This is a genomic window from Paraburkholderia adhaesiva (assembly GCF_021390575.1).
GTDB classification, from domain to species: Bacteria; Pseudomonadota; Gammaproteobacteria; order Burkholderiales; family Burkholderiaceae; genus Paraburkholderia; species Paraburkholderia adhaesiva.
In genome coordinates, this window is record NZ_JAJEJQ010000002.1 from 107136 (window position 1) to 133265 (window position 26130).

General features: G+C 62.8%; 22 protein-coding genes. 14 read left to right on the top strand and 8 right to left on the bottom strand.

The window, feature by feature from the left end; genetic code table 11:
* Positions 1 to 53: 53 nt before the first annotated feature.
* The 5 genes from L0U80_RS15850 to L0U80_RS15870 form a co-directional block, all read right to left on the bottom strand.
* A complete protein-coding gene (locus tag L0U80_RS15850) occupies positions 54 to 794 on the bottom strand; it encodes a GntR family transcriptional regulator (RefSeq protein WP_233866380.1) in 741 nt (246 codons plus the stop codon).
* Between the two features lie 25 nt (positions 795 to 819).
* Positions 820 to 2178 carry an aspartate aminotransferase family protein gene (locus L0U80_RS15855; RefSeq protein WP_233866390.1) on the bottom strand — a complete coding sequence of 453 codons (1359 nt, stop codon included), beginning with the start codon at positions 2176 to 2178 and terminating at the stop codon, positions 820 to 822.
* A 138-nt stretch (positions 2179 to 2316) separates the two neighbouring features.
* Positions 2317 to 3981, bottom strand: coding sequence for a SulP family inorganic anion transporter (locus L0U80_RS15860; protein WP_233866393.1), 1665 nt, complete (start codon positions 3979 to 3981; stop codon positions 2317 to 2319).
* Positions 3982 to 4208: 227 nt separating this feature from the next.
* Positions 4209 to 4622 (bottom strand): DoxX family protein, encoded by a 414-nt coding sequence (locus L0U80_RS15865; RefSeq protein ID WP_233866396.1) that lies wholly within the window; start codon positions 4620 to 4622, stop codon positions 4209 to 4211.
* A gap of 116 nt (positions 4623 to 4738) precedes the next feature.
* Positions 4739 to 5464 carry a pirin family protein gene (locus L0U80_RS15870; RefSeq protein WP_233866399.1) on the bottom strand — a complete coding sequence of 242 codons (726 nt, stop codon included), beginning with the start codon at positions 5462 to 5464 and terminating at the stop codon, positions 4739 to 4741.
* A 111-nt stretch (positions 5465 to 5575) separates the two neighbouring features.
* Between L0U80_RS15870 and L0U80_RS15875 the strand changes: the two genes are divergently transcribed.
* The 7 genes from L0U80_RS15875 (at position 5576) to glnA (ending at position 12261) form a co-directional block, all read left to right on the top strand.
* Positions 5576 to 6484: a LysR family transcriptional regulator gene (locus tag L0U80_RS15875; protein WP_233866402.1), complete on the top strand. Its 909-nt coding sequence runs from the start codon at positions 5576 to 5578 to the stop codon at positions 6482 to 6484.
* Between the two features lie 408 nt (positions 6485 to 6892).
* A complete protein-coding gene (gene ahpC / locus L0U80_RS15880; protein ID WP_233866405.1) occupies positions 6893 to 7456 on the top strand; it encodes an alkyl hydroperoxide reductase subunit C in 564 nt (187 codons plus the stop codon).
* 136 nt (positions 7457 to 7592) lie between these two features.
* On the top strand, positions 7593 to 9194 hold the full coding sequence (ahpF, locus tag L0U80_RS15885) for an alkyl hydroperoxide reductase subunit F (protein WP_233866408.1): 1602 nt from the start codon (positions 7593 to 7595) through the stop codon (positions 9192 to 9194).
* A 158-nt stretch (positions 9195 to 9352) separates the two neighbouring features.
* On the top strand, positions 9353 to 9616 hold the full coding sequence (locus L0U80_RS15890; RefSeq protein WP_233866411.1) for a cupin domain-containing protein: 264 nt from the start codon (positions 9353 to 9355) through the stop codon (positions 9614 to 9616).
* 543 nt (positions 9617 to 10159) lie between these two features.
* On the top strand, positions 10160 to 10453 hold the full coding sequence (locus L0U80_RS15895) for a GYD domain-containing protein (protein WP_233866414.1): 294 nt from the start codon (positions 10160 to 10162) through the stop codon (positions 10451 to 10453).
* Positions 10454 to 10538: 85 nt separating this feature from the next.
* On the top strand, positions 10539 to 10742 hold the full coding sequence (locus L0U80_RS15900) for a hypothetical protein (protein ID WP_233866417.1): 204 nt from the start codon (positions 10539 to 10541) through the stop codon (positions 10740 to 10742).
* A 19-nt stretch (positions 10743 to 10761) separates the two neighbouring features.
* Positions 10762 to 12261, top strand: a complete 1500-nt coding sequence (gene glnA / locus L0U80_RS15905) for a type I glutamate--ammonia ligase (protein ID WP_233866429.1) — start codon at positions 10762 to 10764, stop codon at positions 12259 to 12261.
* Positions 12262 to 12423: 162 nt separating this feature from the next.
* On the opposite strand, the gene L0U80_RS15910 is transcribed toward glnA, so the two are convergent.
* Together L0U80_RS15910 and mprF are read right to left on the bottom strand one after the other, a co-directional pair.
* On the bottom strand, positions 12424 to 13794 hold the full coding sequence (locus L0U80_RS15910; protein WP_233866431.1) for a virulence factor family protein: 1371 nt from the start codon (positions 13792 to 13794) through the stop codon (positions 12424 to 12426).
* Positions 13791 to 16373 carry a bifunctional lysylphosphatidylglycerol flippase/synthetase MprF gene (gene mprF, locus L0U80_RS15915; RefSeq protein WP_233871353.1) on the bottom strand — a complete coding sequence of 861 codons (2583 nt, stop codon included), beginning with the start codon at positions 16371 to 16373 and terminating at the stop codon, positions 13791 to 13793. Before mprF ends, L0U80_RS15910 begins: the two co-directional genes overlap by 4 nt.
* A 634-nt stretch (positions 16374 to 17007) precedes the next feature.
* On the opposite strand from mprF, the gene L0U80_RS15920 reads away from it, so the two are divergent.
* From L0U80_RS15920 to L0U80_RS15945, 6 genes are all read left to right on the top strand, one after another.
* Positions 17008 to 18168: a porin gene (locus tag L0U80_RS15920; RefSeq protein WP_233866433.1), complete on the top strand. Its 1161-nt coding sequence runs from the start codon at positions 17008 to 17010 to the stop codon at positions 18166 to 18168.
* 364 nt (positions 18169 to 18532) lie between these two features.
* Positions 18533 to 18751, top strand: coding sequence for a hypothetical protein (locus L0U80_RS15925; RefSeq protein WP_233866435.1), 219 nt, complete (start codon positions 18533 to 18535; stop codon positions 18749 to 18751).
* The gene (locus tag L0U80_RS15930) at positions 18729 to 19460 is read left to right on the top strand and encodes a GntR family transcriptional regulator (RefSeq protein WP_233866438.1); all 732 of its coding nucleotides are present in this window, start codon (positions 18729 to 18731) and stop codon (positions 19458 to 19460) included. The genes L0U80_RS15925 and L0U80_RS15930 overlap by 23 nt, the downstream gene beginning before the upstream one ends.
* A 610-nt stretch (positions 19461 to 20070) precedes the next feature.
* Positions 20071 to 21318, top strand: a complete 1248-nt coding sequence (gene frc / locus L0U80_RS15935; RefSeq protein WP_233866442.1) for a formyl-CoA transferase — start codon at positions 20071 to 20073, stop codon at positions 21316 to 21318.
* Between the two features lie 99 nt (positions 21319 to 21417).
* Complete coding sequence (locus L0U80_RS15940; protein WP_233866445.1) at positions 21418 to 22230, top strand: fumarylacetoacetate hydrolase family protein; 813 nt, start codon at positions 21418 to 21420, stop codon at positions 22228 to 22230.
* Positions 22231 to 22279: 49 nt separating this feature from the next.
* Positions 22280 to 23254: a hypothetical protein gene (locus tag L0U80_RS15945; RefSeq protein WP_233866449.1), complete on the top strand. Its 975-nt coding sequence runs from the start codon at positions 22280 to 22282 to the stop codon at positions 23252 to 23254.
* A gap of 210 nt (positions 23255 to 23464) precedes the next feature.
* Here L0U80_RS15945 and L0U80_RS15950 read toward each other — a convergent pair whose 3' ends face one another.
* Positions 23465 to 24409: a LysR family transcriptional regulator gene (locus L0U80_RS15950; RefSeq protein WP_233866452.1), complete on the bottom strand. Its 945-nt coding sequence runs from the start codon at positions 24407 to 24409 to the stop codon at positions 23465 to 23467.
* A 375-nt stretch (positions 24410 to 24784) separates the two neighbouring features.
* On the opposite strand from L0U80_RS15950, the gene oxlT reads away from it, so the two are divergent.
* On the top strand, positions 24785 to 26119 hold the full coding sequence (gene oxlT / locus L0U80_RS15955) for an oxalate/formate MFS antiporter (protein ID WP_233866455.1): 1335 nt from the start codon (positions 24785 to 24787) through the stop codon (positions 26117 to 26119).
* Positions 26120 to 26130 lie beyond the last annotated feature (11 nt).

Sequence of the window (26130 nt, forward strand, 5' to 3'; positions counted from 1 at the left end):
CATGGGTGGACCGGAAATGGACGCGGTCCGCTTGAACATCTCTAACCGGACGATCAACTCCGCGGTTTCGCCTGAGACGAGCGACGGCGTACCGGTGTACGCACGCGCAGACCGCCTGGCCTATCGCCACATACATCGGATGCCTCAGGCAAACAGTGCTTGCGCAACTGCTGCGCAGCGTGCCGCAGGTCACGTTCAATCGCACGCCGCACGCCTTCCGCATCGCGGCGCTTGAGCCGCCGCATCAAGCCATCGTGGGCATCGTTGAGCGATGCCGCAAAACCGCTGTCGTCGAACAGCAGGTTCGAGATCGGGCCGACTTGCAGCCACACCGTCTCAATCAGCTCGACTAGCAGCGGCGATCCGCTCGCGCGGTACAGCGCGAGGTGAAAGTCTTCGTTGACGTCCAGATAGCGCGTGGGTTTGTTCTCCACCAGCGCATCGGCCATTTGCGCACACAGCGCGTCGAGTTGTGCGATTTCGTCGTCCGTGAGTCGCGCGGTGGCGAGACTCGCCGCCTCGCCTTCGAGCATGACACGCACGTTCAGCACGTCGTCGAATTGCGCGCGCGTGAGTTGCGGCACCAGCACGCCGCGGTTGGGCAGGTTCACGAGCGCCGATTCCGCCGCGAGCCGAACGAGTGCCGCGCGCACCGGCATTTCGCCCACGCCCAGTTGTTCGGCGAGGGCGTGGATGCGCAGCCGCTCGCCGGGCACGAAGCGTCCGAGGCTCAACCATCTGCGCAGCGTCGCGTAGGTCTCGTCCTGAAGCGACTGGTGTGCGCGCGTTTTCATCGCGATGTGTCCGGCGTAGCGGGGCTCATTTCAGTTCCGTCACGCATGCCTCGAATGCTTCGAGCAGACGGTCCACGTCGGCGGCCGTGGTGTCGGGGCACACGAGCATCATGTTGTGGAACGGCGTAATCAGCACGCCGCGGTTCAACAGATACAGATGCACGATGTGTTCGAGTTCGTCGTCCATCACGGCGCGCGCTTCGGTGCCATTACGCGGCGGAGCAGCGCAGAACTGGAACTCGGTGCGAGCGCCCACGCGCGTCACGCACCACGGCAGGTCGTGTCGTGCGATCGTCGCGGCAAGGCCATCGGCGAGCCGTTGCGCCAGCGCGAACATGTGTTGGTACGCGGAAACGGTCATCACTTCGGTCAGCGTTGCGCGCATCGCACTCATCGAGAGCATGTTTGCCGTGAGCGTCGTGCCGATGCCCGAATGTCCAGGCGGCGCGTCGTGCTTCGCCTGCTGCGCGCGCGCGGCGAAATCAGCGGAAAAGCCGTAGACCGCGCAAGGGACACCGCCGCCGACGGGCTTGCCGAGCACGAACAGATCGGGTTCGATGCCGTGCTCGCGCGCGTAGCCGCGCGGGCCGCTGCTGATCGTGTGCGTCTCGTCGATGGCGAGCAGCGTGCCGTAGCGGCGCATGAGCGCTTGCGCGTCGCGCCAGAAGCCAGGTTCGGGCAGCACCATGCCGACGTTGGTCATCGCTGGCTCGGCCAGCACGCACGCGACTTCGCCATCGGCGAGCGCCTTTTCCAGCGCGTCGAGATCGTTGAACTCCACCACGCGCGTGTACGGTAACAGGTCGTGTACCTGGCCGAGCAGGCTCGCGCGTTGCGTCGGTACGCCGTCGATGAGATCGACGAACACGTCGTCCACCGTGCCGTGATAGCAGCCGTTGAACACGACGATCTGTTTGCGTCCCGTCGCGGCGCGCGCCCAGCGCAGTGCGAAGCGGTTCGCGTCGCTGGCGGTCATCGCGAACTGCCAGTACGGCAGGCCGAAGCGGTCAGCGAGCGCTTCGGCCACCACCGCGGCGTCCTCGCCCGGCAGCATCGTCGTGAAGCCGCGCTGTGCCTGCGCCGCGATAGCGCGTGCGACGGGCTCCGGCGCGTGGCCGAACATCGCGCCCGTGTCGCCGAGGCAGAAGTCCGCGTAGCGGTGGCCGTCGGCGTCGGTGAAAGTCGCGCCGCGTGCCGCTTCGACGTAGAGCGAAAACGGCGTCGACCAGTCGTTCATCCAGTGCAGCGGCACGCCGAACAACAGATGCTGTGCGGCGCGCTCCGAAAGCGATTGCGATTTCGGGCGCGCCGCAATGAAGGCTTCGCGTTCACGTGCGAGAACGCGCTGCGCGCGGTCCCAGTTCACGCCTTGACGGGTTTGCATGGGGCGTCTCCTGTGTGCATTTTCCGGACGTGCGCCGCGTGTCAGCGGCGCGCGTCACGATTTGATCAAATCATCGCACGGGAGAGAGGAGAAAGTAAATTTGATCAAATTTACGGAAACGGGGCAGGGGTCGCCGGATCATTGCGTCGGTTTCTGTGCGTCGAGCAGCGAGCGCACGCAGACGTCCACGCTAAGTTCGTGCAACGCTTCGGGCGGTAGCGCCTCGGTCGTCGCGCGCGTGAGCACGCGCAGCGCGCGTGGCTTCAGACGCGCTAGAACAAGTCGCCGGCCGTCGCGTGCCATCTCGGCGGCGTAGGTCTGCAGCGCCTCGATCGACGATCCGTCGATGTCGCCCGATTCTTCGAGGCTGATGATCGTGTATCGCACGGTGTCGCCCTGCGACGCCGCGAGCGTACGCAGATACGCGAGCACGCGCTCGACGTTGGCGAAAAAGAGCGGTGCTTCGGGCCGCACGATCAGCATGCCCGGCACCGGCTGGGCGTCCTGGTGGCTGCGGGTATCGACGTAATCGTGGGTGTCGCCGAGCCGTCCCAGTACGCTGACGACGGGCTCGGAGAGATTGCGCAGCGTCCAGAGCAGGCTCACGGCGATGGCGAGCAGCAAGCCATCCAGCACGCCGAGCAGGAGCACGGCGAGGCAGGCGCCGAGCACGAGAAAGCGGTCCCGCCGCCACTTCAGGTAAGGCGCGAAAATGCGAGGGTCGATCGTATGGCCCACCGCGTGTATCACGATGGCCGCGAGCACGGGCTCCGGAATGAGTGCGATCTGCGGCAGCAGGAGCGCGACCATCAACGCGATGACGACGGCAGCGCCCCATGCGGACACGCGCGACTGGGCGCCCGCTGCCTCGTTGGCCGAGGTCGCCGAATAGCCCGCGCCCACCGGCATGCCGCCAAGCAGCCCGGAGAACAGATTACTCGCACCGAGCGCGGCGAGATCGCGGTTCGGCGAGAACGGGTCGTCGTGCTTCAAGGCGAAGCCACGTATCGAGCCATACGATTCGGCGTAGGTGATGAGCATCATCGCGAAGGCCAGTTCGCCGCAGCGCAGCCATTGGGCGCGATCGAGATCGGGTGGGCGGATGCCGACGTGAGCGAGGTCGATGTGACCCACCTGTGCGATGCCGTATTGCGAGAGATTTACGGCATAGCCGAGCCCGATGGCGAGCACGATGACGATGAGCGTTGCAGGCATGCGCGGCCAGCGCTTGAGCACACTGAGAATGACGAGCGCGACGATGGCGAGCACGCCGCCATAGATGTGCCAATGGCTCGACGCCTGCAGCAGCCCCCACAGATAACGCGGTGCGTCCGAGTGCGCGGGGCTCACCTGCAGCGCGAGACCGACCTGCTTGAGGACGATGGTGATGGCGAGCCCGAACGTGAAGCCGCGCAGAACGGGCTTGGCGATGAAGTCGGACATGTTGCCGAGGCGCGCGGCGCTCGCGGCGAGGAAGAACAGGCCGGTCATGATGACGATGCCCGCGCCGATCAAGAGCCGCGTGGCAGGGTCGCCGCCCGACGCGGAGAGCGTGACGGCGGCGAGCACGGCGGCCGACGAGGATGTCGACGATACAACGGCAAAACGGCTGTTGCCGATCACGCCATAGAGCACGAGGCCGACGAGCAGCGCGATGATACCGGCCTGGGGCGGGACGTTGCCGATATTGGCATAGGCAACGGCTTCGGGCAGCAGCAGGCCGGCGATTGCGCAGCCGGCGAGGAGGTCCTTCAGGTGGCGATTGAAGAAGCCGGGGGTGGCGTCTGGTGTGGCCGTGGACATGGTGTGCCTCCCATCTTTGTTTTGTCTGGCGTGTGACGTAGCAGGAAATGGTAGCGCAGACGCGGCGTGACTTGAGACATACGGATCAAGGCGGGTGGCGGATTAAGGCCGCGCCAGATGGGTGGACTGATCAGCCCGGCTGCCGCAGTGCAACAGCAACGAAAAAAGCGCGATGCGTTTATCGCATCGCGCCTGGTCGATGGCGAGCCGTTGCGCTCGCGATTCGCTTACTTCCGGTCGATCGAAAAGCGTCCGGGACCGGCCACGGCGAGCGCCAGCAGGCCGCCCGCGATGCTGACGTTCTTGTAGAAGTTGATCATGTTCATCATCTGTTCGGTGCCGGTCTGGTTCCAGAAGTGATGTCCGATGATTGCGGTGCCGACGGTATAGAGTGCGAGCAGCACGGCGAGCGGTCGTGTATAGAAGCCGACGACGATCAGGATCCCCACCACGAATTCCATGACGACCGCGATGATCGCCGACACCATGGGCACCGGTGCGCCGACGTGCGCCATGTAATCCACCGTGCCCGAAAAGCCGGTGAGTTTGGTCCAGCCGAACAGCACGAACAGCGCGGCGAGCAGAATGCGCGAGACAAGCAGGACAGAGTCGCTACCCGGGCCGAACAGGTTGTATCGCATGTTTTTCTCCGATTTGTTGATGTCGTTTGAAGTGTTTTTGCTGCGTTTGTTGAATATGCGCTGCCCGTATGAGAGGCCCACGTGGGCCTCTCATACAGAGTAGGCAATCTGGCGCGTTACGACCAGAGTTCCGAAACTTCTATGTTGCGAAGGTCGAAGACCAGCACTTCGGCGTCTTCGCCGTTGCTGAAGGTCAGTTCGCGTTCGTTGCGGATACGCGCACCGTCGCCTTCGCCCAAAGTCACGCCATTCACGCTCACGCCGCCGCGTGCGACGTGCACATAGACATAGCGGTTCGCGTCGACGTCGAGCTTCGCGGTCTCGGCGCCATCGAAGAGGCCGGCATAGACGCGCGTGTCCTGACGCAGCACGAGCGAGTCTCCGGCGCCGTCCGGCGAGAGCACGAGGCGCAGCTTGCCGCGCTTTTGGGCTTCGGGAATGTTCTTCTGGTCATAGCGCGGTTGCGCGTTCTTCACCGACGGCGCGATCCAGATCTGCAGGAAGTGCACCGGCTCGGTCGTCGAGTGGTTGAACTCGCTGTGCGTGACGCCCGTGCCCGCGCTCATCAACTGAACATCGCCGGGAACGATCACCGAACCCGTGCCCATCGAATCCTTGTGCTCGAGCGCGCCTTCCAGCACGTACGAGAAGATTTCCATGTCACGGTGCGGATGCTTGCCGAAGCCGCGTCCCGGGCTGACACGGTCGTCGTTGATGACGAGCAGGTCAGAGAAGCCGATCTGCGCCGGATCGTAGTAGTTCGCGAAAGAAAACGTGTGACGCGAGCTGAGCCAGCCGTGTTCGCCACGACCGCGTTGGTCTGCCTTGCGAAGTTCAATCATGTCGCCCTCCAGTGAAGTTGTCCGGTTGGATGAACAGCAGTTTAGGTCAATCCGGATGACTGTAATCGATGTAAAATCTGACTCACTGTCACATAACGGTGGACAATTGCCATGCAACTGGACGACATGCGGATCTTCGTGGCCACCGTGGAGGCGGGCAATTTCACGGCGGCGGCCAACCGGCTGCGGCTCTCAAAGCAGTTCGTGAGCCGGCGCGTGGCGGCGCTGGAGGCGAGCCTCGGCGTGCGGCTGCTCGTGCGCAACACGCGCAATCTGACTGTCACGGATCTCGGGCAGGATTTCGTCGAACGCGCGAAGCGCATTCTCGCGGACGTGGGCGACGCCGAGCGGGCCATGTCCGCACGCCGCACCGAGCCGCGCGGGCTCCTGAAAGTGAGCGCGCCGATGTCGTTCGGCATGTCGCATCTTTCGGTGCTCGTTGCCGAATTTCTGCGCGCGCATCCGGATGTCCGCTTCGAGATGGATTTGAGCGACCGCACCGTCGATGTGATCGGCGAGGGCTTCGACATGGCGTTGCGCATCGGGCGCCTGCAGGATTCGACGCTCATCGCGCAGAAGCTCATCGACGTACGCATGATCGCGTGCTGCAGTCCCGGCTACCGGCGCCGGCGTCAGGGGCTCGCCACGCCCGCCGACCTCGCTCAGCACGCCTGCTTGCCTTATGGACAGCAAGGACGTGCGTCGTGGGAATTCATCGTCGATGGAGCGAGAAAGCCGTTCGACGTGCAGGGCCCGCTGCGTTCAAACAACGGTGAAGTGCTGCGCGACGCGGCCGTCGCAGGACTCGGCATTGCGTATCTGCCGGACTTCATCGTTGCGGGTTCGGTCGATGCGGGGCTGCTGGTCGAAGTGCTCACGCCGTACATGCCGCCACCCAGCGCGCTGCATGCCGTGTATCCGCGACATCGCGAGGCTTCCGTGACGATTCGCGCTTTCACGCAATTTCTGCGCGAGCGCCTCACCGCGCGTGCGGCGACCGTGCGCGGAGGCGCACTCTGACGCGGCAGCCCTTGCGACGCCGCCATATCGTCCGCACGTGTTGATTTCGCACTGGCCTGATTCAGGCAAGCGGAACTGCTCGCAAGATCTCGCATCACATTCAATGTTTGCGCCGGTCGCAGCGGTGCCGCGCAATAGCGACACGCACCCGTCCCGGCACGGTTTGCATCGCAACACCTTATTAAGAGATGGGTAAATGAGGCGTAGTGTCGCAGTTTCGTTGTATGCTCTGCGCCCGCGATGGTTGCGCGGTCCCGCTCTCGCGTGCGCCCACAGGGCTTCGCGGGTCACTATGGGGCCCGATAGCGACAGACAATACCCGCGATCAAAGCAAACAATTTTTCAAGCGGACGCGATTCCCGTAAATTTCGTCCATACCTTTTCCACACCAGAGCAAGGAAACACTGCATGTCTCTCATCAACACGCAAGTCAAGCCGTTCAAGGCTACCGCTTTCCACAACGGCAAGTTCGTTCCGGTTTCGGAAGAAAATTTCAAGGGCAAGTGGTCCGTCGTCGTGTTCTACCCGGCCGACTTCACGTTCGTGTGCCCGACCGAACTGGGCGACCTGGCCGACCAGTACGCTGAATTCCAGAAGCTCGGCGTCGAAATCTACGGCGTCTCGACCGACACGCACTTCACGCACAAGGCATGGCACGACACGTCGGACACGATCGCCAAGATCAAGTACCCGCTCGTCGGCGACCCGACCGGCGCGATCACGCGTAACTTCGACGTGATGATCGAAGAAGAAGGCCTCGCACTGCGCGGCACGTTCGTGATCAACCCGCAAGGCGAAATCAAGCTGTGCGAAATCCACGACAACGGCATCGGCCGTGACGCGAAGGAACTGCTCCGCAAGGTGCAAGCCGCTCAATACGTCGCGTCGCACCCGGGTGAAGTCTGCCCCGCCAAGTGGACGCCGGGCGCAGAAACGCTGAAGCCGTCGCTCGACCTGGTCGGCAAGATCTAAGCGTTGCACCCGCAGTAAAGCTGAAGCGGCCATCGCGGCCGCGTCAGTTGCGTTATCACCGGGCCGCGCCCTCGCGGCTTGCGGCCCGGTAGCCCTATCAAGCATCCCCCCGCTTCATCTCTAGCCGGAAAACGCCATGCTCGACGACAATCTCAAGACTCAACTCAAGAACTATCTGGAAAAGATCACGCAGTCGATTGAGATCGTTGCGTATCTGGACGACGGCGAGAAGTCGCAGGAACTGCGCTCGCTCTTGCAGGACATCGCTCCGCTTAGCGATCGCATCAGCTACGAAGAACGCCGTGGCGCCGCAGCCGGCGACGCGCGTGTGCCTTCGTTCGAATTGAAGCGCGCGAACTCGGACGTCAAGGTGACGTTCGCGGGCATCCCGATGGGCCATGAATTCACGTCGCTCGTCCTTGCACTGCTGCAGGTCGGCGGCCATCCCGTCAAGCTCGAAAACGAAGTGATCGAACAGGTACGCGGCCTCGATGGCGAGTTCTCGTTTGAAGTGTATATGTCGCTGTCGTGCCAGAACTGCCCGGAAGTCGTGCAGTCGATCAACGCGATGGCTACGCTGAATCCGAACGTGAAGATCGTCACGATCGACGGCGCGCTGTTCCAGGACGAAGTCGAGAAGCGCCAGATCATGGCCGTGCCGACCATCTACCTGAATGGCGAAGTGTTCGGCCAGGGCCGCATGGGTGTCGAAGAGATTCTCGCGAAAATCGACACCGGCGCCTCGGCGCGTGCCGCCGGGAAGCTGAACGAGAAAGAGATTTTCGACATGCTCATCGTCGGCGGCGGGCCCGCTGGCGCCGCGGCTGCGATCTACGCAGCGCGCAAGGGCATTCGCACCGGCGTGCTCGCCGAACGCTTCGGCGGCCAGGTGCTCGACACGATGGCGATCGAGAACTTCGTGTCGGTGCAGGAAACGGAAGGGCCTAAGTTCGCAGCGGCGCTCGAGCAGCACGTGCGCGCCTATGACGTCGACATCATGAATCTGCAGCGGGCCGTTGCACTCGTGCCGGGTGACAAGGCGATCGAAATCCGCACGGCGAGCGGCGCGACGCTGCGCGCGAAGAGCGTAGTGCTGGCGACCGGCGCACGCTGGCGCAACGTCGATGTCCCGGGCGAGCAGGAATACCGCAACAAGGGCGTGGCGTATTGCCCGCACTGTGACGGCCCGCTCTTCAAGGGCAAACGCGTCGCGGTGATCGGTGGTGGTAACTCGGGCGTCGAGGCCGCGATCGACCTCGCGGGCATCGTGAGCCACGTGACGCTGCTCGAATTCGGCGCGCAACTGCGTGCGGACGAAGTCCTGCAACGCAAGCTGCGCAGCCTGCCGAACGTCACGATTCACGTGAATGCCCAGACCACCGAAATTTCCGGCGACGGCCAGAAGGTCAACGGTCTCGCGTATCTCGATCGCACGTCGGGCGAGAAGCATCACGTCGAGCTGGAAGGTGTGTTCGTGCAAATCGGCCTCGTGCCGAACACGGAATGGCTCAAGGGCACGGTGGCGCTGTCGAAGCATGGCGAGATCGAAATCGATGCGAAGGGCCAGACGTCGGTGCCGGGCGTGTTCGCCGCGGGCGATGTGACGACCGTGCCGTTCAAGCAGATCGTGATCGCCGTGGGTGAAGGCGCGAAGGCCTCGCTCGGTGCGTTCGAATACCTGATCCGCTCGTCGGCGGAGCAGGATGAAGATGCAAAGGCGGCCGCTGCGCTGGCGTAAGTGCACATGGCGCTGCGGTTTAAAAAAACGCCGGCTGAAGCCGGCGTTTTTCTTTTCCTCTGTGGAATGCGCGGGCCAGGTGATGGCGTGCAGCATTTTTGCCGTCGTGGCAGACTTCCTCGGACCGGGCGATGACACCGCCCGGGGAGGACTACGTAATGCAACGCGACGCATTCATCCGCAAACTGGCAGAGGAAGGCTTTCCAGAACCCATCGTCGTTACCCGCGAGGCGGGTGAACTCAACGAGCACGCCCACACATTCGAAGCGAAGGCGCTGGTCCTTGACGGCGAGATCCATATCCGCGTCGGCGGCGAAGAGCGACTCTATGGCGTCGGCGACGTGTTTCATCTGCGCGCCAATGAACGCCATGCCGAGCGCTATGGCCCGAACGGCGTGCAGTATCTCGTCGGCCGCAGGTGACGGCCGCACTGCGATTCACTTCATTCACACAGTGTCGATTTTCGCTGCAAGCCCGCCGGGACAATTCCCGGCATGGCGCTTGCGCGCATCCAGCGATTGCGACGCCTGTTCCGGGCAATGACCTGTATCACTTCGCGCACGCCACGCCAGTAGTGATTCGTCTGCCGCGGTGACTTTCGTGCTGCCGATCTTCGCATCTGCGGCAATGGTCGCGATCGCGCTTTTAACGCCGCGAATACAGGTTCACAAACTTGTCGTACCAGGGTCCGTTGGAGCTGTGCACTGTGCTCGCGCGCGGTGCACATTGCACCGTTTCGCACGGCTGTGGTGCACCAGGGCAAGGTGGGTCCTGAAGCGATCAGGATGTGGTGGACGGCGTTTGTCCGCGTTGCGCGGATTGCACGTTTATTGCTCGCAAATCCGTAGTGAGCGAGTGGTATGTCTGTTCGCATTGCCTAGAATGAAATGGCGCGCGGGTCCGACCCGCGATGGCGCCGCACCTTGCGCGTATCCCGACAAATCGATTTGAAAAGGAGGAGCGTCATGGGAACGTATGTAGTGCTCGCACAATTCACGGATCAAGGTATCCGCACCGTCAAGAACAGTCCGCAACGGGCTGACCAGACGGCAGAAATGGGCAAGGCATTCGGTTGCGAAGTGAAAGACATCTACTGGACGTTGGGCCAGTACGATCTCACGATCATTCTTGAAGCGAAGGACGACGAGTCCCTGACTGCCTTCGGGCTCGCGCTCGGTTCCGCAGGCAATGTCCGCACGCAAACCATGCGCGCTTTCAACAGGAGCGAATTCGGCTCGCTCATCAGCAAGCTGCCCTGATCGGCGGCCTGTCAACGGCATGATTCCTGTTACCTCGTCGGCGGGTACGGGCGATGCTTCGTATGATCTTTCTTGTGGAGGTCAGATGAACGCTAACGATAAAGGCGACGTGCACGCATTCGTGCAAACGGCCGAGCGGATCGGCGGCTGGGTATGGGTTATTACGCTTGTCGACTTCACCGCGCGCGAAGTGCGGCGCTCGTTGGTATCCGATGAGACGTACTCTACGCAACGTGCAGCGAAAGACGCGGGCGATGCACGTCTACAGGCGCTTTCACACGATCAGTAGTTAAGACGGGAGAATCCCCATGTCCAGTCCACAAGGTGCATCGGCATTCCAGGTATCCGTCGACGCCGGCAGCTATCGCGTTGCGCGTCCCGAAACGCCGCAACATATCATCGAGCTGCTACGCGAACACGCGATCCAGATCGTCGATCTCAAGTTCACCGATTTGCCGGGTCTATGGCAGCACTTTTCCATCACCCTTCCCGAAGTGCACGAAGGCTTGTTTGAAGATGGAATCGGTTTCGACGGCTCTTCGATTCGCGGTTTTCAGGAAATTCAGGAATCCGACATGTTGCTCAAGCCGGATCCGACTACCGCGTTCATCGACCCCGCAAGCGAGATACCCACGCTCTCATTGATCTGCGACGTGGTCGATCCGGTGCTGCATCAACCGTATTCGCGCGATCCGCGATACGTTGCGAAGAAGGCCGAAGACTATCTGCGCCAGACCGGCATCGCAACGACGTGCTACTTCGGGCCCGAGCTTGAATTCTTTATTTTCGATTCGATCCGCTTCGGTCAGGATTCGCATAGCGGCTACTACTACGTCGAATCGGCCGAAGGGGACTGGAATTCCGGTGCCGATGAAGGTGCGTATGGCGGCGGCAACCTCGGCTACAAGCCGCGCTACAAGGAAGGCTATTTTCCGGTGCCGCCGCATGACACGCTGCAGGACATCCGCTCGGAGATCGTGCTGATGCTGCAGCAGGCCGGTGTGCAGGTGGAGGTGCATCACCACGAGGTGGCGACCGCGGGACAGAACGAAATCGACATGCGCTTTTCGACGCTCAAGCGGATGGCCGACAACGTGATGATCTACAAATACATCTGCAAGAACGTGGCGCGCCAGCACGGCAAGGTGGCGACCTTCATGCCGAAGCCGCTTTTCACCGACAACGCGAGCGGCATGCACTGCCACCAAAGCCTGTGGAAAAACAGCGAGAACCTGTTCTACGACGCGCACGGCTGGGCGCTCACGTCGAACCTTTGCCGCTGGTACATAGGCGGCCTGCTGAAGCACGCGCCGGCGCTGATGGCGTTCTGTGCACCGACCACGAATTCGTACAAGCGGCTTGTGCCTGGCTACGAAGCACCGGTGAATCTTGCGATGTCGCAACGCAACCGCTCGGCTGCCGCGCGCATTCCGATGTACTCCGATTCACCGGGCGCGCGGCGCGTCGAGTTCCGTTGTCCGGACCCGTCGGCCAATGCCTACCTCGCGTTTTCGGCGATGCTGATGGCCGGCCTCGACGGCATCGAAAACAAAATGGACCCGGGCGATCCGCTCGACGTCAACATCTACGACCTGCCGCCGGAGCTGGCGAAGAACGTTCGCCAGGTGCCGGGTTCGCTCGAAGAATCATTGAACGCGCTCGAAGCCGACAACGAATTCCTGCGTAAAGGCGATGTGTTTACGGAAGACGTGATCGACACGTGGCTCGAATACAAGCGCACGCGTGAGCTCGATCCCATCAGGCTGCGGCCGCATCCATGGGAGTTTTATCTGTACTTCGATATTTGATGCTTTGCTGGCGGCGTCGAAGCCAGTTTCAAAATCGGCTTCATGGCCAGCTTCATAGCCTCAAGCCAGCCGCAGACGTTCCCCGCGCCGGGTAAACAGGATTAACCGGTGCGGATTTCTTCGCAGGGCGCGACACGTGCCTCGCCCTGAAGCCCCTGCCTGTTAGCTGCGCGCCGCGATTTCCTTCTTCCAGCCAGCGATGATTTTCGCGGCAAGCCCGGTGTAATCGCCGTCGAAGTGGTGATTGCCGGTCGTCTTGACCACGTCGATCCCGGTGTTCGCGAGTGCCGGGCACAGCGTTTCCTTTTCTTCCACGCCGTAGACGCACTGCACGATCGACGCGGGTACCTTCGCGATTTCCGGCTTCACGGGGAGGGCCTTGTCGCTCGCTGGCATCCCGAGCCATCCGGTCACGCGAATCTGGAAGTCGGCGTCCGGGGCGAAGCCCAGCAGCGACATGTACGACACTTTCGTGCGCAACGCGTCCGGCAGGCGGTTATACGCGAACGGCATCACGTCGGCACCGAACGAATAACCCACCAGTGCGATGTGCTTCGCGTGCCAGCGTGCGCCGTACGTTTTGATCACGCGCGCGAGGTCGTGGCTCGTCTGCGTGGGCGGCTTCTCGCTCCAGAAGTAGCGCAGGGAATCCCAGCCCACCACGGAGATGCCGTCTTTCTGCAGCGCCTCCGCGACCGACTTGTCGAGGTCGCGCCAGCCGCCGTCGCCGGAGATCACGATCGCGAGCATGTCAGTCGGATGCGCCGCGGGCAGTTCGACGAGCGGCAGGTCGGAGATGTCCTCTTCGTTTTCCGGCAGCACGCGCAGATGCGGCGTGGTCAGCGCGACGAGCTTGTCGGCGTCCGTGATGTTTGACGCAAAAGCGTGCGGAATCGAAGAAGCGCCTGCGGCCACCGGTGCGCCTGTTGCGCCGCGCGTCACGCCTTGCTCGAAGAAGCCCGGCAGGCCCGTGCCGCGGCTCAGCTTCGGATCGGCGGCACATGGCGCGAAGCGCGCGTCGAGCTGCGCCGTGGGATCGAGCGACACCGCGCCCGCGAGCGTGTTCGCCGGCGCCTGCGAGAGCATGCGGGCGGCGATCAGCGCGCCCTGGCCGGTGCCGATTGCGATCGGCGCGAAATACTGGCTCGATTCCTGTTGGCGCTCCAGTTGATGGCCAATCGCTTCGGCGTCGCTATAGAGCTTGTGGCAGGTCTCCGTTTTCACGGCTGCGAGGTTCGCCGCGTATTTCGACGTGTCCACGCCCACCACCATCGCGCCGTGCTTGGCGAGGGCGTTGGCGCGCGCCTGGTCGTTGTCGGTCCAGTGTTCGCCTGCCGAGAACAGCACGGCGAAACCGCGCATCGAGCCTGCGGGCTTCGTGAGTGCGACGTCGCCGTAACGGCCGCCGCTCACGTGGGTCACGGTCGACCCAGCCGTGTTGATCGTAGCGTGCGCCGGGACGCACGCGAAGGACGCGAGCAGGGCAGCGCCGGCCGCGATGACGCGCGGCAGCGTTGAAAATCGAATCGTCATGAACGCCGGCCTCCAGCCAGCAAGGAAAGATCGGCGAGTGTAATGAACACGCTGATCGAGCCGGAAGCGGCCAGATAGCGCGGTTCCCAGCGCGGCGCGAACTTGTTCTTGAAGCCGCGCAGCCCCCGGAAGTTGTAGAACTTGCCGCCGAAACGCCAGATCAGTCCGGCGAGGCGGTGCCAAGGCGAGGCAAGCGGCGTCGGCCCCATGCCCGAGAGCGGCGCCATGCCGAGCGACAGCGCCTCGTAGCCTGCGGCCTTCAGCTGGAGCGCGAGCTGCGTGAACAGATACTCCATCGCATACGGCGACGTGTCCGGCAGATGGCGCATCACGCCGACTGTCGCCTCGGTGTTGAGGTCGGTCGTCATGAACGTGACGAACGCGATCGGCTCGTCGTTCTGGCGCACGAGCAGCACCGACTGCGCCGCGAGATAGTCATCGTCGAAGGCTGCCACCGAGAAGCTCTTCTCACGCGCGTCGCGACTGTCGAGCCAGGCGTCGGAGATCGCGCGCAGCACCGGCAGATGCGCGCTAATCTGCGTGCTGTCGATGTGTTCGATCGTCAAGCCGTCGCGTTCGCCGCGCTTGAGCGCATAACGCAGATGCGCGCGCTGCGGGCCCTTGAGATCGAAGTCCTTGAGCATCACGCGCGCTTCTTCGCCGAGTTTCATCAGCGTGAGGCCGGCGTCGAGATAGAGCGGCAGCGCGTCGGCGCGGACCTGGTAGAACGCCGCGCGGCCGCCGTGTGCATGCGCGAGCGTGACGAACTGGCGCACGAGCGCGGGCCATTCTTCTCGCGGGCCGACGGGATCGTGCAGCGCGGCCCATGTGCGGCCGCGTTTCGCAAACATCAGGAACGCGTTGCGCTTTTCCGAGAACAGGAAGCTCTTGTCGCCCATCAGCGCGAGGCCTGCGTCGCTGCGTTCCTGCGCGCGCACGATGCGCGCCGCTTCCGCGAGATCTTCGCTCGGCGGCATCACGAAGCGGCCCTTCGCCGGACGCATCAGTTGCCACAGTGCGAGTGCTGCGGCGAGCATGCCGGCGCCGAGCGTCGCACGCAGTGCGCGCGGGGCGCGTTCGTCGAATGCGAACTGCCACCATAGATTGTGCGAGTACTGCACGTCGCGGAACGCGAACAGCAGGACCCACACGGCGAGCGCAATCACGCAGCCGACCGACGCGAGCCAGCCCGGGGTGAAGCGCTCGGCGAACAGCGACGAATGCCGGTTGAAACGGTGCCGCGTGGCGAAGAGGAGCACGATCAGCGCGCAGAGCACGCCAGCTTCGACAAACGCAAGTCCCTTCGCGAACGAGAGCACGAGGCTCGCGCAGGCGATCATCAGTGCGAGCCACCACGCGGCGTCGAGTCGGCGCAGCAGCCCGCGCGCGACGAACAGCAGCCCCACGCCGAGCAGGCTGCCGAGCAGTTGCGAGCTTTCGAGCACCCAGAGCGGCACGATGGTTTGCAGCACAGCGATGCGGCGTGCGAACGCGGGCGTCGCGCCCGAGATCACCAGCATGCTGCCGGTCACGAACGTCACGATCGCAAGAAAGAGGGGGGCGAGCTGGGAAACGCCGTCGGCGCCGCGGCGGGCTAGCTTCGCGCCGAGCGGCGTGGCGAGCGCACGGCCTTCGAAGACGGCGAGCAGCGCAGCTGAGAGCGCGAGCGGTGCACCGAAGTAAATCGCGCGATAGGCGAGCAGTGCGCCGAGGACCTTCGAGGCCGGCACGTCCGAGCCCAGTGCGAAGACCATTGCCGCTTCGAACACGCCGATGCCGCCCGGCGTATGCCCGATCAGGCCGAGCAGCATCGCCGCGGAATAGACGGTCAGGAATTCGGGGAAACCGATGTGCGCGCGCGGCATCAGCGCCCAGAGCGCGAGCCCGGCGCCTACGACGTCGAGCGCGGCGAGCAGCAACTGCGCAACGAGGTCGCGCCGTGCGGGCACGGCAAAGCGCAGCCAGGCGCGGCCGAACGGCACGATCTCCCGCGACTTCGCGGGGCACGCAGCGATCATCACGGCGCCGCATACGAGGAGCGCGCCACCGATCCAGCGCAGGGCGTCCGGCGCGGTGTGCAGCACACCGGCGAGCGTGTCCGCGGCGCAGACCATGCCGAGTGCCGTCATCAGCGCGAGGGCGAGCGCGAGCGTGACGCTCGTGAACACGGTCATGCGGCCGACCTGGGCGGGGGTGACACCGGCGCTGCCATAGACGCGGCAACGCACGGCACCGCCGGTCAGTGCGCCAAATCCGGTGACGTTGCCGAGCGCCGAACCGGCGATTGCGCCGACCCAGAGCGCGCCGCGCGAGACGCGCACGCCGAGATAGCGCAACCCGACGGCGTCACGCCCGACGAGCGCGGCGAAGCTCAGGGCCGTGGCGGCCATGGCGCCCAGCCACTCTTCCGGGGCCAGATGCCACAGGTGGCGGATCACCGATCGGTAGTCGACTGACTGCGAGATGTGCTGGAACACCAGGAGCAGCAACGCGCAGATGCCGAGCGCCAGGGCCGGAGCGACAAAACGCTTCAGGCGAAAGGCGGTCGCGCGACGCCGCAGTGCGGCGATAGCACGCATCACGCGAGAGGGTTGCGAGAGAGACATGGACCGGTCCGAAATTCTTCGATGCCGCCGTTTTGCGCACCGGGCTTCCCCGGGGAACGGCATCTCCCTTCATTTATGGCGTTTCGTGGCGGTCTCATGATCTTGCGACACACCGTGCAGCGGAACGTAAACGTTTGGTAAAGGACTGGTAAAACTCAGCAAACGTTCCAGACATCGATGTGGTTGACCACGCAAGGGAAAAATATGGCGAATGGGTGCCGGAGCAATTTGGCTTCCGATAAGCTGGATCTAATTCGAGTGGGCGCGATTATAAACATATGTTTGCAAATAAAAAAACACTAATTTCAGTATGTGATTTGTGTCGCCGGTATTCTCCTGATCATTCCGTTTGGATCGGGATCTGTCTGCAGAATACATGCGGCGGATATTCGGGCGAGTGCTTCCGGAGCCAGGAAGCGAAGCGCTGCTGGCGTATCACGGGGTCGGATTATTTATTTTCCGGCTTCAATTAATTAATAAAAATAAGAATAAAAGCGGGAGTGGCTGTTAACAAATTGAGACAGCACTTTTAATCCTTTTTACTTCGCCGCTCCGGAGGATTAGTCTCATTTGGTCAAGTGACGTTTTCTCAAGCCAGGAGAATGATGTGAACCGATTCGCCTTGACTTCCCTTTCACTGGCGGCGCTCGGCGCCGCAGGCGTGGCCCACGCTCAGTCGAGCGTGACGCTGTACGGCACCATCGACACTTCCATCACCTATGTCAACCATGCCGCCGGAAGTAACAGCCTGTGGTCGCTCGGCAATACGTCCAATGGCAATCTCTCGGGCTCGCGCTGGGGCCTGAAGGGCGCCGAGGATCTCGGCGGCGGTCTCAAGGCAATCTTCCAGTTGGAAAACGGCTTCAACCCATCGACTGGCGGGCTCGGCCAGGGCGGCCGGATGTTCGGCCGTCAGGCCTTCGTCGGACTGACGTCCGATCAGTACGGCGCGGTCACGCTCGGCCGTCAGTACGATCCGCTGATCGATCTGGTTCAGGGGATCACGGCGGATAACTACTTCGGTTCCGCTTTCGCGACCGCGGGCGACGTCGACAACTACGACAACAGCTTCCGCGTGAACAACGCGGTCAAGTACACATCGCCGGTGTGGAGCGGCCTTCAGGTCGTGGCGCTGTACGCTTTTGGCGGCGTGGCCGGCTCGACGGGCTCTGAACAGACCTGGTCCGCGGCCGTGGCCTACAACACCGGACCGTTTAGCCTCGCGGGCGGGTACCTCTATACGGCGAACACACAGGCTGGCGTCATTCCGCGGACTGGCTGGACGAGCACATCGGACGGCACCTTCAACGGCCCCATCAACATCGGCTACGAGACGGCGCGCTCGCTCGCGATCGCGCGGGTGGCGGGGCAATACGTGATTGGCGCGTTCACGATGGGCCTCGGTTACAGCAACGCGCAATACACGCCAGACGGCAGTTCGGTGTTCCGCGACAAGCAGAAGTACAACACGGGGCAGGGCTTCCTGAACTACCAGCTGAATCCGTCGATGTTGCTGGGCGTCGGCTACAGCTTTACGCGTGCGACCGGCGACACGTCGGCGAGCTACCACCAGGTGTCGATCGGCGCCGATTACAACCTGTCGAAGCGCACCGACATCTACATGACGGCGGCCTGGCAGCACGCCAGCGGCGAGACTGGCGACGGCGCGGGTGGCGCGATACCGGCGGAAGCGTCGGTCGGCTCGTATGGCTACGCGGGCACGAATACGCAGACGATCGTGAACCTCGGGTTGCGTCACAAGTTCTGAAGCAGTCCGCTTTTTCCCGACGCCGGGTGACCCGCAGGAGCGGTTCACCCGGCGTTGTCGTTTGGACGAGCGGCGGAAAGTACGCGGGTCCCCGGCTTGAATTCCGGCATGTGGACCAGTTTCGGGCGTCCGTGACACCTGGCCCTGACCGTTTGCCGCCGGGGTCGGGTACTATCCAGGATTGACGGTTTTAACGGCAGGTCCAGCCCGCACGGGGCCTGCCGCGTGTCTTTCGGGCGAAGACCATGGAGGCTGTGTTGCAGCGAAACGACGATATCTGATATATCACATACGAAATATTGCTTTTTGTCGCGACGCAGCATATGATTCAGTCATTGGATGACTCAATCATATGGAGCTTGAAATGGATCTCGTCTCTCTTGCACTCTTCAGCGTCGCTGTCGTTGGGTTAGGTGCCGCCGCCACTGCTATCTACGCCAAATGGCTGCCGAAGTCGGCCATCGAACAGGCAGCAGTACATGGCCGGTTTGTCGGTCTGGGCGAAGCACCGGTCGTGAAACAGCCGGCGTATCGTCCGCAGGTCCGCAAAGAGGTAATGAATGTCGTCAGAACTTCAAACTGAAGTCACCGCTAGTTCTTCTTCCGCATCGCTCAAGCTCGCGCTGCAACCGATCAACGCGACGCTGAGCCTGCGCGATCAGGCGTACGCGATGCTGCGTCAGGCCATCGCGGACGCCGACATCTACCAGTCGCGCGAGGAGATCCGTCTCGACGAGCGCGTGCTGAGCGAGACGCTCGGCGTGAGCCGAACTCCGGTGCGCGAGGCGATGACGCTGCTCGAGCAGGAAGGTTTTCTGCGCATGGTGCCGCGTCGCGGCATTTACATCGTGCGCAAGAACAAGCGCGAGATCGTGGAGATGATCCAGATGTGGGCCGCGCTTGAAAGCATGGCCGCGCGCCTCGCGACACTCAACGCCACCGACGAGGACATCGCGAAGCTGCGCCACATGTTCGACGATTTCCGCGACAGCACACCCGCCGAGCATATCGCCGAGTATTCGGACGCCAACATCGCGTTTCACCAGGCGATCGTCGAGCTTTCGAAGTCGCAGTTGATTCTCGACACGATCAAGAACATCTTCGTCCATGTGCGCGCGATCCGGCGCATGACGATCTCGCAGAGCGATCGCGCGTCGCGTTCGATCGTCGACCATCTGCGCATCATCGAGGCGCTTGAAAAGCGCGACACGGAGCTGGCGGAGACGCTCGTGCGTCAGCATTCGCTCGATCTTGCGGCCTACGTCGAGAAGCATTGCGACTTCCTCGATTGAGCGGCAGGGCGCACGCGCGCGCAATGCGGTAAACGTGAAACGGGAGACCTCCGGGCCTCCCGTTTCGCGTTTACGGCGTCTTGCTCGTCGCCCCGCCGGAGCGAGACTTTATGCGCATCAATTCCCGCCTTCTATTTTTGAGATAGCAGCGGTGCTACACGGTTTTTCGCGAGTTAGCCCCGAAACTTGCGCGGATTTCACCGATTCCGTCGTTTTTGCCACATTTTTGAAATGGCGCGACGCTGCACGTTTTTTCGCGATTTAGCCCCCCAAATCGCGCCGATTTCACCGATTTCGTCCTCGCCGCCACCAGCGCGCTGAGTCCAGCGTCCGCCGATCGCGCGAAAGTGCGCCCAAATCTCGGGGTTTTCCCGTCCCTGCACCGCAGCAATTCATGTCGAATCGCCGCAAAGCCTTACTGGATATGCCTTCGAGGCGATTGCGCGGGCATTGCCCCGGGGACAACTACCCCCTTGCCTCCTTGTGATATATCACATACCGTATTGCTAACCGACGCAGCCCTTCGCCACCCCATGCGAACGTTGGCGCGACAGCAGCCCACACCGATTTTCGATAACTCGCCCGGCCAGGACTAATAAGGAGACATGACATGGGCAAGGCACTGGATGGCGTGCGCATTCTCGATTTCACGCACGTACAGTCGGGTCCGACCTGCACGCAACTGCTGGCATGGTTCGGCGCCGACGTCATCAAGGTGGAGCGCGCCGGCGCAGGCGATATCACGCGTGAGCAGTTGCGTGACATCCCCGACGCGGACAGCCTCTACTTCACGATGCTCAACGGCAACAAGCGTTCCGTCACGATCGACACCAAGAATCCGCAAGGCAAGCTGGTGCTCGAACGGATGATCCGCGACTGCGATGTCCTCGTCGAGAATTTCGCGCCCGGCGCGCTCGACCGGATGGGCTTCAGCTGGGAGCGTATCCAGGAGCTGAATCCGCGCATGATCGTCGCGTCGGTGAAGGGCTTCGGACCGGGGCCCTATCAGGACTGCAAGGTCTATGAGAACGTCGCGCAATGCGTCGGCGGCGCGGCTTCGACCACGGGCTTCGACGACGGACCGCCCGTCGTCACGGGCGCGCAGATCGGTGACAGTGGCACCGGCCTGCATCTCGCGCTCGGCATCGTCACGGCGCTCTATCAGCGCATGCACACGGGACGCGGGCAAAAGGTGCTCGCCGCGATGCAGGACGGCGTGCTCAACCTGTGCCGCGTGAAGTTGCGCGACCAGCAGCGGCTCGATCGCACCGGCGTGATGAAGGAGTATCCCCAGTATCCGAACGAAGCCTTCGGCGACGCTGTGCCGCGCGCCGGCAACGCGTCGGGCGGCGGACAGCCGGGCTGGATTCTCAAGTGCAAGGGTTGGGAGACCGATCCGAACGCCTATATCTACTTCATTGCCCAGGCGCCGGTGTGGGATCGCATCTGCAAGCTGATCGGCCGCGAGGAATGGATCGACGATCCCCGCTACGCGACGCCCAACGCGCGGCTGCCGCACCTCAGGGACATCTTCGACGAGATCGAGCGCTGGACGATGAATCGCACGAAGTTCGATGCGATGGCCGTGCTCAATCGCTACGACATTCCGTGCGGTCCGATTCTCTCGATGAAGGAGATCGCATCGGATGACTCGCTGCGCGCGAGCGGCACGATCGTCGAAGTCGAGCATCCGGTGCGCGGCAAGTATCTGACCGTCGGCAATCCGATCAAGCTCTCGGACAGTCACACCGAAGTCACGCGCTCGCCGTTGCTTGGCGAGCATACGGACGAAGTGCTCGCCGAATTCGGCTACTCGGGCGACGACATCCGTTCGCTGCGCGCGGCCGGCGCGATCTGAACGCAGCGCGGGGCGTGCGAGTCGCATGACGCCCGCGTGCAAAGTGAACACGAAGGACCGCGCGCCGCACCATGGCGCGCGTCTTTGAGGGAGCGAAACATGAGTACCTGGATGCGCTTGATGGCGAACGACGGCAGCATCGTGTTCGGCCGCATCGAGAACGGATATCTGCACGAATACGAAGGGCTCGATCAGCCCGTGCCGACCGGCGCGGTGCTGTCGCTGCGCACGCTTACACCACTCGCGCCATGCGCGCCGGGCAAGGTAATTGCGCTATGGAACAACTTTCATGCGCTCGCCGCGAAGCTCGAGAAACCGGTGCCCGAGCATCCGTTGTTTCTGCTGAAGCCGGCGGAGTCGGTGATCGGATCGGGCGAGCCGATCCGTCGTCCTGCCCACTACGCGGGAAAAATCGTTTTTGAAGGCGAGCTCGGCATCGTCATCGGCAAGCGCTGCCGCAACGTGAGCGTCGAGGAGGCGGAGGCTGCGATCTTCGGCTACACGATCGTCAATGATGTCACCGCTGCCGGCGTGCTCACCGAGAATCCGCACTTCCCGCAATGGTGTCGCGCAAAAGGTTTCGATACGTTCTGCTGTATGGGGCCGGCGATCGTCTCGGGCTTCGACTGGAACAGCGCGCGTGTGGTGACGCGCCTCGACGGCGTCGAACGCCAGAACTATCCGATCGCCGATATGGTGTTCACGCCCGCGCAGCAGGTAAGCCTGATTTCGCAGGACCTCACGCTGGAACCGGGCGATGTGATCGCTTGTGGCACGTCGCTTGGCGTGGGGTCGATCGGGGATGGCGCAACGGTCGAGATCACGATCGAGGGAATCGGCACCTTGTCGAACACGCTCGCGGCGACGCGAGTCGAAACGCAAGCGGCTGACGCGGTGGTTGGGGCGGCCTGACGAGCTTGAAAACGCGCGCGGCGTGATCCGCCGGACGCGAGGAGGAACGATGCGGGAGCAACTGGCTGGCGACATCGTCTGGTTGGGCGGCGGTCTGTTCTATGCCTGGCTGACATGTGCACTCGCACAACTGGCGGCGCTCGCCCCGGTGTGGGCGCGTCGCGCGGCTGCGCCCGCCCGGGTGAAGCCGGGCTGTGCGCGGTGCACGTCGCCACGGCGCGAATACCGTGTCGCTTCGGCCATATGTTTTGCACTACTGCTGACCGTGCCGCCCGGTGTGCTGGCAGCTAGTGTCGCTCATGCGGCCGGCGCTGCTGCGGCGGTTGTCGTGGGCGCCTTCGCGGGCGTGTGGGCCGGCATCTTGCTCGATGTGCGCGCGCGCGTGCGTACTACCGCCGTGGCGGGCTGTGTCGGCGGCCTCGCGGCGCTTGGCGGCGGATTTGCCTGGTTTCTCGCGCGGCCCGAACCCGGGTTGCTCGCACAACGTGTGGCCCTCTATCTAGCGGTCGCACTGGGTGCACTGTTGCTGGGCGCCGCTGTGACTGCGTTGTGCGGCGCAGTGCGTGTGGGGCCGCGCCATCCGTTCACGGCGAGCGAGCGCGTGGTTCACTTCGTCGCGTTGCTGCTCGGCATCGCACTTGGCTGCGGATTTGCGACGGCATCTGCGGGGCACGAATCAGCGCTCTCGATGCTCGTCAGCGCGAGCGTGCTGGGTGCAGCGCTCGGCATGCGTGTCATGTCCGGTGCACAGCCGCAGCGCATGGCGCGGTTCGCCCTCGCGCGACATGCGAGCGGAGGGTGGCCTGCCACAGGCACAGGTGTGCTGCGGCCAAGCTTCGCCGGCGTGCCCGACGACCTGCTGGTCGAAGCGTGCGGCAGCGGCTCGTTCGCTCCGGAGTGTCTTTATGCGCGTGCTGCGCCGGAGGAAGGGGCAGTACACGCCGTTCATCACGTATCACGCGACTTGCCGAGGCGCCGGCGCAGCCGTCATCGCGCGCTGAGGCACAGGCAGGGGCCGCACTGAAGCGGTACGTCATCGAGGCGCCACGCCCGCGCGACTCTCGTCGCTCGATGAGCGGCAGACGACGTGGCGCTGCACAACGGCGGATTCAGGGGAAGGTGGCCCGAAGGTTGTCGCGGCAGATTTGCCCGAGCGGGCAACAGAGGGCTGTTTCGTGCGGTTACGGACGAAGGATCAGCTATGTCTAAAGGATCCGGGTCGAACCATAGCACCTTACTTATGAAAGCTAGCTTCCGTCACGCGCGTGATGTTTTCGATGAGGTGCGCGCCTTCCTCCATGAGGAAGTGCTTGAACGCGAGCGCGACGGGCGGAAGACGCTTGTTTTTGCGGTGTACGACGTACCAGTTGAGCATGACCGGAAAGCCTTCGACGTCGAGCACGGTCAGGTGACCGACCTGCAGTTCAAGGCCGACCGTGTGTGCGGAGAGGAAGGCGATGCCCATGCCCGCGATCACCGCCTGCTTGATCGTCTCGGTGCTCTTGATTTCCATGGCGATCTTCAGGTTCGTGATCTTGCCTGCGAACCCTTCTTCCATCGAATTCCACGTGTCCGAGCCGCGCTCGCGCACGATGAACGCCTCGTTGGCGAGCGTACTGAGCTTGATGCCGCGCTTGTTCGCGAGCGGGTGCGAGGGCGCCGCCACGATCACGTACGGGTGCGGTGCAAACGGCTCGTTGATCGCGTCGGTGGCGTGCGGCGGACGCACCATCACCGCGAGATCGGTCTGGTTCGTCGCGAGTTGTTGCAGCAATTGTTCGCGGTTGTGTACCGCGAGATTGAGCGAAACGCCCTTGTAGCGGCGCGTAAATTCGGCGAGCAGGCGCGGAAAGAAATAGTCGCCCGCGCTGATCACGGCGACATTGAGCTTGCCGCCCGAGACGCCCTTCAACTGGCTCATCGCCTCGTCGACTTCGTGGAACTGCTGGATGATCGCGCGGCTGTAGTGAAGCATCTCCGTGCCCGCGGGTGTGAGGTAGATCTTCTTGCCGAGCTGCTCGAAAAGCGGCAGTCCTGCGTGATCTTCAAGCTGGCGGACTTGTGTGGAAACGGCTGGCTGGGTGAGGTGCAGCTCTTCGGCGGCGCGCGAAAAACTGAGGTGGCGTGCCACGGTTTCAAAGACCTTCAGCTGCCGTAGCGTGGCGTTCCGCATTGTCATGGTCGATCCATAAAGGAACGTGAATCCACATAATAACAAAGTTTAATTATTAGTAATTCAGCAATGACCCTAGCATGACAATGAAAGGAGTCCGAATGCCCGCCATGAGGCCTTCGGGTAAACGAGACGGGGTAGGGAAAACGAGGGGATGTCATGGCAAGAATGGACTGAAAAACCCTTGTGTAGCGAGCTGATTAAGGGCAAGCGGCAATATCTCGAGTGGTCATGAATTGGTAAATTTTCATTCAGATTCCCGCATTGTCTGTGTAAGCAAAGTTGAAGGTGGAAGAAGGGCGAAATTCAAAACCATAAGTTGAAATTTATGAAGGCTGGCATACCGCTGGCTTTCGTGAATAGATAGCGGAGACAAGCGAGATGAGTGCAATCAGTCAAAAGAGCGAGGTCGGTCCGTTCTGGACCAATCGCTGGTTCCAGCTGGTCGTCGGTATGGTGTGCATGGCGCTCGTCGCCAATCTGCAATACGCGTGGACGCTGTTCGTCGCGCCGATGAATGCGCGTCACGGATGGGGCGAAGCGTCGATTCAACTGGCGTTCTCAATCTTCATCCTGACTGAAACGTGGCTCGTGCCGGTCGAGGGCTGGCTGGTCGACAAGTTCGGTCCGCGTCCGGTCGTGGCGGTCGGTGCAGTCTGCGCCGGGCTAGCGTGGGTCCTCAACTCGTATGCGACGTCGCTGACAACGCTCTATGTCTCGGCTGTGATCGCAGGTATTGGCGCAGGCGGTGTGTATGGCACCTGCGTTGGCAATGCGCTCAAGTGGTTCCCGGATCGCCGGGGTCTCGCAGCAGGCCTCACGGCCGCCGGTTTCGGCGCGGGCGCAGCCGTCACCGTCATTCCGATCGCGAACATGATCACGCGTTCGGGTTACGAGAGTGCGTTCTTCTTCTTTGGCATTCTGCAGGGCGTGTCGATTCTCCTGCTCGCGTTCCTGCTCGTGAAGCCGGCGCCTCGCGCAACGGCCGTGGCGGCTCGGCGTCTCGTATCGCGTGTCGATTACACGCCGGGGCAGATGGTCAAGCAGCCGGTTTTCTGGTTGATGTATGCGGCGTTCGTGGCCGTGGCCGCGGGCGGTCTGATGGCGACCGCCCAGATCGGCCCGATCGCGAAGGACTGGGGCCTCGCAAAGATGCCGATGACCGTGTTCGGCGCAACGCTTCCGCTCCTCACGTTGACGCTCTCGATCGACAACATCTGCAACGGCTTCACGCGCCCACTGTGCGGGTTTATCTCCGACAAGATCGGCCGTGAAAATACGATGTTCTTCGTGTTCTGCGGTGAAGGTCTCGCGCTGCTCGGCATGATGCAGTTCGGCACGAACCCGTACGCGTTCATGACGTTCGCTGCGCTCATCTTCCTCTTCTGGGGCGAAATTTTCTCGATCTTCCCGGCAATCTGCGCAGACACGTTCGGCAGCAAGTTCGCGTCCGCCAACGCAGGCACGCTGTACACGGCGAAGGGTACGGCGTCGCTGCTGGTGCCGGTGGCATCGATTCTCTCGGCCAGGGGCGGCTGGAGCGCCGTGTTCGTCGCGGCGGCGGTCATCACGATCACTGCGGGCATCAGCGCGAAATTTATCCTCGCGCCGATGCGCCAGCGCCTGCTCGAACGGCAGAGCGACGCACGCACGGCTGACCTTTCGCAGAGCGCGCCGTCGGGTCTCTCGCAGTTGTCGAACCAGACCGGCGAATAAAACGTCGCAAC